The 13,399-nt window shown below is 62.3% G+C and carries 10 protein-coding genes; 8 read left to right on the top strand and 2 right to left on the bottom strand.

From position 1 onward, the window contains the following. The first annotated feature begins 1 nt into the window (after position 1). The 4 genes from acpS to rpmF all read left to right on the top strand — a co-directional run bounded on the left by acpS (position 2) and on the right by rpmF (position 1,686). Positions 2-376, top strand: coding sequence for a holo-ACP synthase (gene acpS / locus ACILSR_RS03905; RefSeq protein ID WP_395748415.1), 375 nt, complete (start codon positions 2-4; stop codon positions 374-376). 51 nt (positions 377-427) lie between these two features. Next, a complete protein-coding gene (gene coaD / locus ACILSR_RS03900) occupies positions 428-910 on the top strand; it encodes a pantetheine-phosphate adenylyltransferase (protein ID WP_395748414.1) in 483 nt (160 codons plus the stop codon). Between the two features lie 83 nt (positions 911-993). Next, entirely contained in the window at positions 994-1,473 is a 480-nt protein-coding gene (locus ACILSR_RS03895) for a YceD family protein (protein ID WP_395748413.1), read from the top strand. Positions 1,474-1,497: 24 nt separating this feature from the next. Beyond that, on the top strand, positions 1,498-1,686 hold the full coding sequence (rpmF, locus tag ACILSR_RS03890) for a 50S ribosomal protein L32 (RefSeq protein ID WP_300203639.1): 189 nt from the start codon (positions 1,498-1,500) through the stop codon (positions 1,684-1,686). Positions 1,687-2,069: 383 nt separating this feature from the next. On the opposite strand, the gene ACILSR_RS03885 is transcribed toward rpmF, so the two are convergent. Further along, positions 2,070-3,293 carry a transposase gene (locus ACILSR_RS03885; RefSeq protein ID WP_395748412.1) on the bottom strand — a complete coding sequence of 408 codons (1,224 nt, stop codon included), beginning with the start codon at positions 3,291-3,293 and terminating at the stop codon, positions 2,070-2,072. A gap of 819 nt (positions 3,294-4,112) precedes the next feature. Here ACILSR_RS03885 and ACILSR_RS03880 point away from each other — a divergent pair. The 4 genes from ACILSR_RS03880 to ACILSR_RS03865 all read left to right on the top strand — a co-directional run bounded on the left by ACILSR_RS03880 (position 4,113) and on the right by ACILSR_RS03865 (position 11,668). Then, positions 4,113-4,799 carry a CerR family C-terminal domain-containing protein gene (locus ACILSR_RS03880; RefSeq protein WP_395748411.1) on the top strand — a complete coding sequence of 229 codons (687 nt, stop codon included), beginning with the start codon at positions 4,113-4,115 and terminating at the stop codon, positions 4,797-4,799. Beyond that, positions 4,796-5,896: an efflux RND transporter periplasmic adaptor subunit gene (locus ACILSR_RS03875; RefSeq protein ID WP_395748410.1), complete on the top strand. Its 1,101-nt coding sequence runs from the start codon at positions 4,796-4,798 to the stop codon at positions 5,894-5,896. The genes ACILSR_RS03880 and ACILSR_RS03875 overlap by 4 nt, the downstream gene beginning before the upstream one ends. Before the next feature lie 639 nt (positions 5,897-6,535). Further along, positions 6,536-9,685, top strand: a complete 3,150-nt coding sequence (locus tag ACILSR_RS03870; RefSeq protein ID WP_395748409.1) for an efflux RND transporter permease subunit — start codon at positions 6,536-6,538, stop codon at positions 9,683-9,685. A 579-nt stretch (positions 9,686-10,264) separates the two neighbouring features. Further along, complete coding sequence (locus ACILSR_RS03865; protein WP_395748408.1) at positions 10,265-11,668, top strand: efflux transporter outer membrane subunit; 1,404 nt, start codon at positions 10,265-10,267, stop codon at positions 11,666-11,668. A 1,075-nt stretch (positions 11,669-12,743) separates the two neighbouring features. Here the strand turns inward: ACILSR_RS03865 and ACILSR_RS03860 are convergent. Beyond that, a complete protein-coding gene (locus ACILSR_RS03860; protein WP_395748407.1) occupies positions 12,744-13,247 on the bottom strand; it encodes a hypothetical protein in 504 nt (167 codons plus the stop codon). Positions 13,248-13,399 lie beyond the last annotated feature (152 nt).

Raw genomic sequence — 13,399 nt, 5'->3', positions numbered from 1 at the left:
CATGATGAAGGCCCAAGGCATCGGCATCGATCTCGTGGAGATCTCCCGCATCCGCGAGATGCTGGAGCGCCACGGCCAGCGCTTCAAAGAGCGCACCTTCACCGCAGGCGAGATGGCCTACTGCGACTCCTGCGCAGACCCCGCCATGAACTACGCCGCACGCTTTGCCGCCAAAGAAGCCGTGGCCAAGGCCCTCGGCACCGGCATCTGGGCGGAGGGCGTCATCTGGACGGACATCGAAGTGCTGCGCGCGGAGAATGGCAAGCCCTCCATTCTCCTGCACGGCGCCGCCAAAGAGCACGCCGGAGACGCCACCTGCCTCGTCAGCCTCACCCATACCAAGGACCTCGCCATGGCGCAGGTGCTGCTGGCGTGAGCTTTTTCTTTTCACGCGGCACGCCCGCCGCTAGAGTGACTGCACATCCTCATGCGACGCGCGATTTATCCCGGCAGTTTTGACCCCATCACCAACGGCCACCTCGACGTGTTGCAGCGTGCGGCGGGCATTTTTGACAATCTCATCATCGCTGTCGCCCGTGACAACGCCAAGCAGAGCCTCTTCACCGTGGAGGAACGAGTGGAGCTCATCCGCAACGCCGCCGCGGAGATCCCCGGCATCGAGGTCATGCCCTTCGACGGCCTGCTGGTCAATTTTGCCCGCAAGCACAAGGCCGTCGCCCTGGTGCGCGGCCTGCGCGCCGTGTCTGATTTCGAATTCGAGTTCCAGCTGGCGCTCATGAATCGTAAGTTAGAACCGAACCTCGAGACGCTCTTTCTCATGCCACGCGAAGAGTACACCTACATCAGCAGCCGCCTCGTCAAAGAAATCTGCCGACTGGGCGGCCACATCGATCAATTCGTGCCACCCAACGTCGTCACCGCCCTGCGTGAAAAGCTCGGCCTGGCGTGATCGGACCTTCTCCACTCCCCTGCCCTGCCTTTCCCCTCTCCGGAACTTTAAACTTTAAACCCTAAACTTTAAACTTTTCGATTATGCACCGCCCCTTTTTCATCGACCTGCGTTCCCTCCCCGAAAACGGCAAGGACATCTCCGGCCAGGAGCTCCCCGCTTTCTTCGCTCTCGACCCGAAGGACTCCATCCAGGCCATCTCCCCGCTGAAATATGATCTCCACGTCGAGAAGGATGGCAGCGACCTGCTCATCAGCGGCCGGCTGGAGGCCACCTTCAGCCTGGAATGCGGCGCCTGCCTGGAGCGCTTCGACTACCGGGTGGAACTGGAGGACTACAGCTCCGAGATCGAGATTGCAAAGGATGACACGATCAACTTGACGGATACCATCAGGGAAGATACTCTGCTCGCCCTTCCGAGCTACCCACGCTGTGAGGACGGCAATGTCCGGCCCCACCAGTGTCCCGCCGAAGGCAGGTTTGAACCGGTGCTGGAGACAGCGCCCGACGAACCTCAAGGTGCGGGTCTGGGTGTGTGGGAAGCATTGAACAAGCTAAACTAGAACAGACCCCACCTCGATACTCTCATGGCCAATCCCAAGCGCAGACAATCCAAGAGCCGCCAACGCATGCGTCAAGGCGCAAACCGCTGGAAGGCACCCACCCTCAAGAGCTGCCCTGAGTGCGGCACCTCCGTCCCCGGCCACGTCGCCTGCCCCAGCTGCGGCTACTACCGCGGCCGTCAGGTGATCAGCAAGGTCGCCGGCGAAGCCTAATTCGCCTTTTGGTCCCATTTCCATCAACCCCGTCGGGCGCTGCTCGGCGGGGTTTTTGCGTTTCCCGCGCCGACGTGAATGTCTCGGAACTTTGCAGGCGAAGCCGGGAACATAGGGAAGAATTCGCCTGAAGAGGTGAGCGATCGAAAGTGACCGCACGCTGCGACGCGATTTCACCACACCCTTTGATAACGCCCTGCCCAGGACTGGTAGGGAACCGCTGCGCGGGTCCGTGATTTCGGGCACGCCCCGTGACAACGCACCACCCAGGACTGGTAGGGAACCGCTGCGCGGGTCCGTGATTTCGGGTCTATCCCGTCGCAAGCGCTCAAAAAGGTTCGCCGTCCTAGGAATCTTCGAACGCAGCAAAGCCGAAGACGCTGTCACGCGTCAGGTATTCGAACTGCCCCTGCACGGTGAGCACCACCCTGCCCCGCAGCATCCCATCCTCCGCCCTCATCCTCACCCACCGGCTTGGTGCTAAAATGCCGCAGGGTGTAAAACGCCCCCTCCGACTCAGCGATGCGTTTCGCGCCCACCTTCCGCCTCGGGCTGAATCGATCACGCTGCGCCGTGAAGACGCCCTCCACGAACTCCTTGCTGCCGAGAATGATCCCCTCCGTGAAGTAGCGCACGCGATGGCGCACCAGCTCCGCAGAGCTGAGTTTTCCACCTGCCGCCCGCACCGCACGCGCAGACTCCGCGCTCACACCCGGCCGCACCACGTTCTCTTTTTGCGCATCTTTGATTTCGCGGCCTTCATCGTGCAGCAGACAGCGATAAGCCTCCGCAGCCCCCGCGCTCCGCCAGCCATCCACCGGCTTTCCCAGCGCCTTGCACAGACCCCGCTGCGTCCGGCGACTGCCACCCAGCGCCTCAGCATAGCCACACCAGCGATAGTCCTTCGGATCCGCCACCAGCCCTGCACGCACCGGATTCAAATCGATGTAAGCCGCCATCGTGCGCAGCGCCTCACCCTTGCCCTCCACGAGCACACTCTTGAAGCGATCCATCCACAGCGTGCCACGTCGCCCACGCCGTTTGTTAAACCAGCGGCTGAAGCGCTCCTTCACCTCCTTCACAAAGAGGGACAGATCGCAAAACCGCCTCTTGAGCGCCTCGATTTTCCGCTCCGCCAGCACCACCAGGCCACGCGCGCGCAGGTCCACCAGTTCATCGCGCAGCAGGCCCACATACGCGCGGCTGTAGAGCGTGCCGAGATGCTCCAGCAGCTTCGCCTCGCCCTCCGGCCCCTCAAAACGCCGCAGCCACGTCTGCCTGTGCGGCACCTCGGCCAGCAGGTGGAAGTGATTGCTCATCACGCAGTAAGTCACCACCTTGACGCCCGAAAACTCCGCCATGCGCCAGATCACCCGCCGCAGCGCCTCCTTTTCCACCTCATCAAAAAACACCTCCCCGCCGCAGGTCCGCGACATCACATGGTAGCAATAAGACTCCAGCGGCCCCCTACCGAGAATCCTCCGCCGCCCGCCCGACCACGAACGCGCGGCAGGATAAATCCCCGTTTTCGCATTCACCCCCACCAGCTGCGCCTCCACAGCCTCAGCCATTAAAGATTCACACTCAGTCATTTGAGAGAATTTCATGGCAAATCAGTGCACGAAGGGCGCAACGAAGTCAATCATTGGATGCCTGGCATTATTTTGCACCCTCCGCTCCGCTACTCCCATGGCTCCGCCTACCCCCCCTCCGCCCCCCAATGGCACGAAGACGCTGCGGGCGCGGGCGCGGGCGCGGGCGGCGTATTCCATTTTTACGTGCCCATCATGACCCGCCGCCCAGAACTCGTAAAAGTCGTCAGGAGTCGCTTCGCCAGGCTTCGGTTCCAGTTTCCGGGACCGCGCGTGCCAATGGCTCGGGCCACGCATGCTGTCTTTGGTCTTACCGCGGCAGTGGTCTTACCCCGGCACCGTCTCGTGAATCGGCAGCGTCAGCGCTCCCGTCTTGAGAAGGTTCGATGGTTCGGCGGGTTCTTCGTCTGACGAAGGCCGAGGAAAACACAGGGATAGACGGCACGCGAACCGCGCCCTTCTGCGCAAGCGCAGTGTTCGAAGCGGAATGAAATGCTCAAAGTGACACACACGCCACCCGTTCCCCATCATTCCCCGTCCAAAAAAATCACACCCCACACATCCGCCTTCACGATCATCGGCGATTAGTCTGTGGTCAGTGAAAAGGTTCAACCGCACCGCAGAGCCTGGAAGCCGACCAAGGGCGTGAGTCTTCAAAAGACTGCACGCCCTACTTCTTTTTTGAGCACATCGCATCTTCGTCTTCTTCCGCATCTCCCACCTGCGCTCCGCTCGCTGCGGCCGGCATCGGCGGAGGAAAATGCGAGGCCGATGCGAAACATAAATCCGTTTGACCCGTTGCAGACGTTAAGTTAAACACCTGTTTATAAACGCATGTTTAACTCTTCGCCATCCCGTGAACATGATGCCGAGGCGCGCCGCGAGCGCCTGCTGAAGGCTGCCGCCACCGTCTTTGCCAAAGACGGCTTTGAGAAGGCCAGCCTTCGCGCCATCTGCCTGAAGGCCAAGGCCAACGTGGCTGCGGTGAAGTACTACTTTGGCAGCAAGGAAGGACTCTACCGCGAGGTCTTCCTCTCCTCCTGCCGCGGGAGCATGGAAAAGGACCCGCCCGTGACGCTGGCGCAGGGCGACGCTCCGGAGGAGACGCTGCGGCGCTGGATCCACCACCTGCTGGATCACGTGCTGCTCAAGCGCGCCGCCAATCCCGTGAAGAGCCAGATCATGGCCCACGAGATGCGCGAGCCCACGCCCTGCATGAATGAATTCATCAAGCTCATCGTGCGCCCTTTCCATGAGGAGCTGGAGCGCATCATCGCCGCGGTGCTGGGCCGGCGCACGGTGGACGAGGACTGCATCCGTTACTGCCACCACATCATCGGCCTCTGCATTCACTACGACCACTGCCGCGTGTTCATCGACCGCCTCGGACCGCCTGTGCCGAAGACGGAGGCCGAAGTGAAGCATCTCGCGGAAAACATCGCCGACTTCGTGCTGGGCGCGCTCGCCGCCCGGCGCGCATCACAACCGAAAGCCGTCTCCCGTTCGAAAAAATCGTCATGAGCACCGCCATCCTCAAAATCTTCCTCGCGCTCGGAATCAGCGGCCTGATTCTCTTCCTGAGCAGTTGCAGCAAAGCGCCCGCCGCCCCTGCGGCTGCAGCGGCTGCGCAGAAACCTGCCGTCGCGATCACCGTCAAAACCGCCGCAGCACAGGAGCAGCCCATGCCGCGCTACCTTCGCCTCACCGGTGAGATCACCGCCGCGCAAAACGCCGCCGTGGCTGCTGACACGGCTGGCAAAGTGATGGAGACACCCGTGGAACGCGGCAGCATCGTGAAAGCAGGCGACGTTCTTGTACAACTGGACAGCCGCACCGCCACGCTCAACCTCGCTGAAGCCGAGGCCAATTTGGCACAGGCGAAATCCAAGCTCGATCTCGCGGAAACCGAGGTGAAGCGCAATGAACCGCTGGTGCAGCTCAAAGCGGTGGCTGCAACAGACTTCGCGCGCATCAAAGCGGATCGCGATGGCGCTGCCGCGAGCTTTGCTGCGGCCCAGGCACGCCGCGATATGATGAAGAAAACGCTGGAGGACGCCACCATCCGCGCGCCGTTTGACGGCACCGTGGCCGAACGCTTCGTCGCGAAGGGCGAATATGTCATGGCAGACTCGAAGGTCGCGCGTGTCATCGATCTCCAGCACCTGCGCCTGCTGGTAAATGTGGCGGAGCCTTCCGTGGGCCTCATCAAGGAAGGCCAGACTGTCGAGTTCAGCGTCTCGCCCTACCCTGGCGAGGTCTTCACCGGCACCGTGAAATTCATCGGCGCTGCCGTGCGCGCGGAATCGCGTGATCTGCAGGTGGAGGCGGAAGTCATCAATACCGACGGCCGCCTGCGCCCCGGCCTCTTCACCGAGGCACGCCTGGCCTTGCCGCCGCAGACGGCCATCACCGTGCCCGCCAGCGCCGTGCGTGCGGACGGCTCCGTCCAGCGCGTGTGGGTGGTGCAGGATGGCAAGCTCAACGAGCGCCTCGTGGAAATCGGCGAGACCGACAAGGACCTCATCGAAATCCGCCGTGGCGTGCAGAAGGGCGAAAACGTCGTCCTCTCCCCCGGCACGGATGTCGTGGACGGCGCTCCCGTGAAGCCCACCCCCTGACCCCCCACGGCAGTTCCGCAGACCTTTGCCCCGAATGGTATGAACCACCACGAATCCACATTCATTGAAACGACAATCTCTCTGATCGTGGGCCGCTCGCTCCGGATTTTCGGGAGCCAAAGGAACACCCGTCTTTGCCGCAGAGGAGCACAGAGGCAGAGGGAACAGAGACTTCATTCAATCTCTGCCACCTCTGCTCCTTCGCCACTCCCGAGTAACTCAATGCGGAATCGACAGTTCAGCACTTCGAACGTGGACATGCGGGGATGTAGCGCGGAGCCGGAGCGAAGCGGAGACAGCCGAAGGCAATTCCGATACCGCGACGGCACCGACTCGGTATCGGAATACCGAGCCACATCTCCCGTGCCACACGGTGAGCAGATCCCTCGAGGACCAGAGGCCCGAGCGTTAATTTTCTTTCCACGATCAAGCCGCCTTGAACTCAGTTGCTCTGTGGCAAACCGCACGTCCCAGCGTCCCTCCACGCCTCGCATGCCTTCCGCATTCCGCCTGAAAACTCGGACCGGCATCATCAAAAGAACCCTCTCTGCCACCTCTGCCCCTTTGCCCCTCTGCGGCAAACCGAACGTCCCTCAGCCCTCGTCACCGGCCTAATCCCCTCTCCTTCCCTCTCACCTCATGCAATGGCTCGCCCGCATCTGTGTTCAGCGTCCTGTCCTCGCCAGCGTCATCGTGCTGGTGTTTGTGGTGGTCGGCATCATCGGTTACACGCGCCTGCCGGTGGACCGCTTTCCAAAGGTGGACTTCCCCACCGTCGTCGTCACCACGCGTCTTGATGGCGCGACGCCGAAGGAGGTGGAAACGCAGATCACTGACAAGATCGAGGAAGCGGTGAACACCGTCAGCGGCATCGATGAACTGCGCTCCGTCTCCAGCGAAGGCATCTCCCAGGTCATCGTCGTTTTCCTGCTGGAAAAAAACACCGACGTGGCTGCGCAGGAAATCCGCGACCGCGTGAACCGCATCATCCCCGAGCTGCCGGACGATGCGGACCAGCCCATCGTGGAAAAACTCGATCCCGATGCCGCGCCCATCCTCAATGTGGCGCTCACAGCCGACAAGCCGCAGCGCGAGATCACCGAATACGCGGACAAGGTGCTGCGCCGCCAGCTTGAAAGCGTGCCCGGTGTGGGCCAGGCCACGCTGCTCGGCGGGCGCAAACGCCAGATCAATGTGTGGCTCGATCCCGTGCGCCTGAAGTCCTTCAATCTCACCGCCATCGATGTGCAGAAGGCGTTGAAGGCGCAGAATGTGCAGATCCCCGCCGGCACCGTGAAGGATGCCGCCAGCCAGGCCGGCCTGCGCGTGCTGGGAAAGGCCGCCTCCGTGGCCGAGCTGGCGCAGATGGTCGTTCGCGAAAAAGACGGCGGCATGGTGCGCCTGGGAGACGTGGCCCGCGTGGAAGATGGCGAGGAGGAGCCGCAAACGGCCGCGCGCCGCAATGGCGTGCCCACCGTGGTGCTTTCCCTGCGCAAGCAGTCCGGCGAAAACACCATCAAGGTCGTGGATGCCGTGCAGGAGCGCCTGGATGAGATGAAAAAAATCCTGCCCGCCGGGTATCAGATCAATGTCGTGCGCGACAATTCCATCGTCATCCGCACCAGCACGCACGCCGTGCAGGAGCATCTGGTGCTTGGCGCGCTTTTTGCCGCGCTCATCGTGCTTCTCTTCCTCGGAAACACCCGCGCCACCATCATCGCCGCGCTTTCCATTCCCACCTCCATCATTGCCGCGTTCGGCGTCATGTGGGCGCAGGATGTCACGCTCAATCAGATCAGCCTCGTGGCCCTCGCGCTGGCCGTGGGCATCGTCATCGATGACGCGATCATCGTGGTGGAAAACATCTTCCACCACATGGAGGAAAAAGGCGAGAACGCACACGATGCCGCCATCAATGGCACGCGGGAGATCGGCCTCGCCGTCATGGCCACCACGCTCTCGCTGCTCGCGGTGTTTGTGCCCGTGGCGTTTCTCAGCGGCATTGTGGGCATGTTCTTGAAGAGCTTCGGTTTGACCATGGCCTTCGCCATCGCGGTGTCGTTGCTCATCAGCTTCACGCTCGTCCCTTCGCTCGCGGCGCGCATGCTGAACCGCAATCGCAAGAGCTGGATGGAGCGCTCCCTGGAGCGTGTGGTGAATGTGTTCTACCGTCCCATCGAGGCCGTGTACATGGTCATGCTGCGCTTCTCCATGCGGCACCGTTGGGTCATCGTGCTGGCCTGCTTTGGCGCGCTGGCCTCCGTGCCCGTTCTCATGAAGATCGTGCAGAAGAGCTTCATGCCGCCCACCGAAGAAGCCGAGTTCCTGGTAAACCTCCGCGTGCCGGAAGGCACCACGCTCGCCTCCACCGATCTCCTCGGCGAGCGCGTGGCGCGCAGCATCCGCGAGCTCCCCGGCGTGGAGTCCACGCTGCTGACCATTGGCGACAACGACCAGCGCGTGCCCAATCTCGCCGGCATCTACGTGCGCCTCACCGACCCCGACACCCGCAAAGCCACGCAGCAGGACATCATGGACCAGGTGCGCCAGCAGATCCTGCCGAAGTATCCCGCCGAGTGGCGCATGACGGTGATGGCCGTGCCGCCTTTCAATACCGGCCAGTCCAGCGCGAACGTGCAATTCTATGTGGCAGGGCCGGATCTCGACCGCCTCACCACCGCCACGGACGCCATCATGAAGGAGGCGAAAAACATCCCCGGCATCCGCGACCTGGATTCCACGCTCATCAGCGGCAAGCCCGAGATCACCGCCAGCGTGGACCGCAGCAAAGCGGGGCAGCTGGGTGTGAACATCGCCGATCTCTCCACCACGCTGCGTCTGCTCGTCGGCGGCCTCGATGTCTCCACCTACGATGAAGGCGGCGAGCAGTACGACATCCACCTGCGCGCTGAGGCCGGCTACCGCAACAACCGCGAATCCATGGAGCAGCTCTCCGTGCCCAGCACCACCGGAGTGCCCGTGGCGCTGGCCAATGTACTCAAGCTCGATGCCACCTCCGGCCCGTCACAAATCGACCGCCTCAATCGCCGCCGTCAGGTCACCATCAGCGCCAACAACGCGCCCGACGTGGGCGAAAGCCAGATCGTGGATGCCCTCGGCGCGCTGGTGAAAAAGCAGAACCTCCCCGCCGACTACAGCAGCGGTGCCGCAGGGAGATCGAAGGAAATGGCGCGCACCGGCAAGGCCTTCATGACCGCCTTCCTCATGGCCTTTGTCTTCATGTACCTCATCCTCGCCGCGCAGTTTGAGAGCTGGATCCATCCCTTCACCATCCTGCTCGCGCTGCCGCTCACGCTGCCCTTCGCCATTCTTTCGCTCATCATCTTCGGGCAGTCGCTCAATCTCTTCTCCATGCTCGGCGTGCTCGTGCTCTTCGGCATGGTGAAGAAAAACGGCATCCTTCAGATCGACCACACGCTGCAGTTGCGCGAGCGCGGCATGGAGCGGCACGAAGCCATTCTCAAAGCCAACCAGGACCGCCTCCGCCCCATCCTCATGACCACGCTCGCCTTCGTCGCCGGCATGGTGCCCATGATGCTCGCACGCGGCGTCGGCGCTGCCTTCAACAACGCCACCGCCGGCGTCATCCTCGGCGGCCAGACCCTCTCCCTCCTCCTCACCCTCCTCGCAACGCCCGTCTTCTACTCCTATTTCGACGATATCATCGAATGGCGCCGCCGCCGCGCGGAAAAACGCGCCGCACGCCGTGCTGAGAGGGAGGCCGCAGAGCCGGAGACGAAGCCGGTGCCGGTACAGGCATCGGTTTGAGAACAAACGCACCATGAATGCAATGCGAACGCTGAACGCTGAACGCTGAACGCCGAATGAATGACGAAACTCCAAGCACGAACTCGCGCCACAAGAGTCATCGCCATGCACGCGTGTCGCAGCGCAGCACTCCGGCCGTAGGTTGGTCGTGTTTGGCGTCCATCGCTCACTTCATCATCCGCAGTCCCCTTCGCCAAACCGCACGACTGCGAGGGCACTCGCCAGCCTCAGTGTCTGCCACACCCTCACAAGCCACCCGACTGCAAGCACACTCGCCAGCCGGTGCCTCTTCCACCCGCTCGCAGACGGGCGGGATGTCGCCACACCCATCCTACGAAACGCCTCGCACTCAGGCCGTAGGTTGGTCGTGTTTGGCGTCGAAGGCATTCACACACTCCCCTATTCCCTCCGCCAAACCGCCCGACTACGAGGACACTCGCCAGCCGCTGCCTCTTATACCCGCTCGCAGACGGGCGGGCTGTCGCCACACCCATCCTACGCCCCCACCGGCGTTCGTCATTCCTCGTTGATTCGCCACTCGTCATTCCGCCTTCGTCATTGATCCAAGCCCCCTTCATCATGGCATCTTTCGCACAACGCTCCTGCTTCCTCCCCGTCCTCTTCGGGCTCTCCGCCTGCACCGTCGGCCCCGATTACCACAAGCCGGACACCTCCGACATCACGCCCGCCACCTGGCGCTGGCAGACGAGCGCGCCGAAAGACGACGCTCCCAAAGGCGATTGGTGGAAAGTGTTTCACGACAGCGAGCTGAACCGACTGGAGGCCCTCGCCCTTGCGGACAATCAAAACGTGCGTGCCGCGTATGCGCGCATCATGCAGTCCCGTGCCAACGCCCGCGCCGCAGCCACCGACTGGTTTCCCAACATCACCGCGAACTCTCGCGACAAACGCGAGCGCACCTCCGCGCACCTGCCCACGCCGGTGCCAGTGAGAATTCCCTCCGCGCAGATCAACACCTTCAGCGAGACCCTCGACCTCAGCTACGAGCTCGATCTCTGGGGCAAGGTGCGCCGCTCCTTTGAATCCGCACGCGCCCAGGCCGAGTCCAGCGCCGCCGATTACAACAACCTGCTGCTCACCCTCACCGGAGACGTGGCCGCCACGTACTTCCAGCTCCGCGCCCTGGATGCCGATCTCGCTTCGCTGCGCCGCACCATCGACCTGCGCGAGAAAAGCCTGAGCATCATCGATCAGCGATTCAAAGCAGGCACCATTCAAGAGACCGACCTGCTGCGCTCCAAAACCGAAGTGGCCACCGCCAAAGCCGAACTCGCCGACATCAAACGCCAGCGCCAGGAAGCCTCCGACAATCTCTCGCTGCTCTGCGGCGTGCCCGCCACGAACTTCCGCATCGCCGAGCGTCCCCTGCACGGCGCGCCGCCCAGCATCCCTGCGGGCGTCCCCGCCACCGTGCTGGAACGCCGCCCGGACGTCGCCTCCGCCGAGCGCCTCGTCGCCGCACGCAATGCCGACATCGGCGTGGCAACCGCCGCCTATTTCCCCGCCATCAGCCTCACCGCCCAAGGCGGTTATTTGAGCAAAAACACCAGCGATCTCTTCACCGCCGACAGCCGCGTGTGGTCCATCGGCCCTAGCGTCAGCCTGCCCATCACCGGTTTTGCGCTGATCCATTCCAATGTAAAACGAAGGCGGGCCGCCCGCGAAGAAGCCATCGCCACCTATCGCCAGGCCGTGCTCTCCGCGCTCAAGGACGTGGAGACCACGCTGGCGCAAACCCGCTACCGCGCCGAACAGGCCGCCGCCCAAAACGAAGCCCTCTCCGCCGCCTCCCAGGCCGCCGACCTCACCCGCGCCCGCTACGACAGCGGCGCCGTCGGCTACCTCGAATTCCTCGACGCCGAACGCACCCGCCTGCAAACCGAACGCCAGACCAATCAAGTCACCGCGCAGAGATTCATCGCCACCGTACGCCTGGTAAAGGCGATGGGCGGCGGGTGGTGAAGCCGCAAAGGTAGGGCGGTTGGTCCCCCAACCGCCGCGCTCCACGAACACGCTGGAGCTCCGCCCTTGCCCCCAGGCCCACTCCGAGTCTCCCTCGCGCTCCGCGCGCGCGTCTCACACCGAGATTCAAATGACCTTTCAATCCATTGGCATCCAATGGTCTGCATGACATCCCATCAAATAATGCCTGGCATTATATTTCCTCGACGCCGAACGCACCCGCCTGCAAACCGAACGCCAGACCAATCAAGTCACCGCCCAGAGATTCATCGCCACCGTAAAGCTCGTCAAAGCCATGGGCGGCGGCTGGTGAAGCCGCAAAGGTAGGGCGGTTGGTCCCCAACCGCCGCGCGCCGCGAACACGCTGAGCTCCGCCCTTGCCCCCAGGCCCACTCCGAGTCTCCCTCGCGCGCCGCGCGCGCGCCTCACACCGAGGTTCAAATGACCTTTCAATCCATTGGCATCCAATGGTCTGCATGACATCCCATCAAATAATGCCTGGCATTATATTTCCTGACGGAGAGGTTCGGAAGCGCAGGACGGTGCGTACACGTAAGGGATCAAGATGATCCCTCTCCTGCCTGAGCACTGGGTGCGCGAACGCTCTGGCGGAGGGGGACCATCCTGGTCCCCTGGTTTGGAAGCGCAGGACGATGCGTACACGTAAGGGATCAAGATGATCCCTCTCCTGCCCGAGCGCTGGGTTCGCGAACACTCTGGCGGAGGGGGACCATCCTGGTCCCCTGGTTCGGAAGCGCAGGACGATGCGTACACGTAAGGGATCAAGATGATCCCTCTCCTGCCTGAGCACTGGGTGCGCGAACGCTCTGGCGGAGGGGGACCATCCTGGTCCCCTGGTTCGGAAGCGTTGGTCGAGTGATGCGCCCCATTTTGATGCCAGGCATTATTTTCACAGGGGAGAGGGTTGGGGTGAGGGGACGCCCCAGACTCCTCGCCTGAAGCATGAAATGGCCCCTCACCCGGCCTCTCCCCAAAGGTCTCTTGTGACATAGCCACATCCTCGATGGGGAGAGGAGATCAGCTTTGTGTCCGCACCACCCAAGGTTCCCCATACTCAGCGCTGCGCCGCTGGTCCTGCCTTTGCCTTTACCTGGTCACTAGGGTGGTAGGCATAGGAGATCACCACGTGGTTGGCATCAAACGTCACGACCAAACCTTTCCTCGGGCTGCTGTAGCGGGGCGGTTCTTCGGAGGCGATGTCGAAATCCATCTTCAGATCGTCCGACATCAGCTCGGGGCACACGGGACACTTCATGGTGGACGGGATCTTGGTCCGCGTTGGGTCATAGGTATAGACCCAGCGGATGCCATCGTTGGGCAGACCGTAGAACTTCGGTGGACAATGAAAATCATAGAGCTGCATCAATGGCATCTCGATGAACGGCTTGCCAAACATCCGGCGGATGTCGCCCGCAGTCGTCTTCCCCTTCACGATCTGGCTGACTTTGCTGTCATCGAAATCACGGCCATGCTTCGCGTTCATCGTGCAGCTCACCAGGCAGAAGGAAAGCAGCAGGGCGGCCAGAGCGGAAGCAGATGATTTCGACAATGGGATCATGGAAGCCGTAAAAATTGCCTGGCATTATATTTGCCGTGACGGGGCTGTTGCCTCATTAATACCAACTCTGCTGGAAGCGGACCAAGTGCAACAGCCAAGAATAGGGCGGCGCAGGCGAGTGAGGCGGCTGCAGAAGCGACAATAGACGGTAG

Origin of the sequence: Prosthecobacter sp., assembly GCF_044222565.1 — a bacterium.
Classification (GTDB): domain Bacteria; phylum Verrucomicrobiota; class Verrucomicrobiia; order Verrucomicrobiales; family Verrucomicrobiaceae; genus Prosthecobacter.
Note: the sequence above shows the minus strand (reverse complement) of the source record. Positions and strands in the feature narration are given on the sequence as shown.

Excerpts from the sequence above, each read along its gene's own strand:
- ACILSR_RS03870 (WP_395748409.1), top strand. The coding sequence starts at position 6,536 with ATGCAATGGCTCGCCCGCATCTGTGTTCAGCGTCCTGTCCTCGCCAGC.
- rpmF (WP_300203639.1), top strand. The coding sequence starts at position 1,498 with ATGGCCAATCCCAAGCGCAGACAATCCAAGAGCCGCCAACGCATGCGT.
- ACILSR_RS03895 (WP_395748413.1), top strand. The coding sequence starts at position 994 with ATGCACCGCCCCTTTTTCATCGACCTGCGTTCCCTCCCCGAAAACGGC.
- ACILSR_RS03875 (WP_395748410.1), top strand. The coding sequence starts at position 4,796 with ATGAGCACCGCCATCCTCAAAATCTTCCTCGCGCTCGGAATCAGCGGC.
- acpS (WP_395748415.1), top strand. The coding sequence starts at position 2 with ATGATGAAGGCCCAAGGCATCGGCATCGATCTCGTGGAGATCTCCCGC.
- coaD (WP_395748414.1), top strand. The coding sequence starts at position 428 with ATGCGACGCGCGATTTATCCCGGCAGTTTTGACCCCATCACCAACGGC.
- ACILSR_RS03865 (WP_395748408.1), top strand. The coding sequence starts at position 10,265 with ATGGCATCTTTCGCACAACGCTCCTGCTTCCTCCCCGTCCTCTTCGGG.
- ACILSR_RS03860 (WP_395748407.1), bottom strand. The coding sequence starts at position 13,247 with ATGATCCCATTGTCGAAATCATCTGCTTCCGCTCTGGCCGCCCTGCTG.
- ACILSR_RS03885 (WP_395748412.1), bottom strand. The coding sequence starts at position 3,293 with ATGAAATTCTCTCAAATGACTGAGTGTGAATCTTTAATGGCTGAGGCT.
- ACILSR_RS03880 (WP_395748411.1), top strand. The coding sequence starts at position 4,113 with ATGTTTAACTCTTCGCCATCCCGTGAACATGATGCCGAGGCGCGCCGC.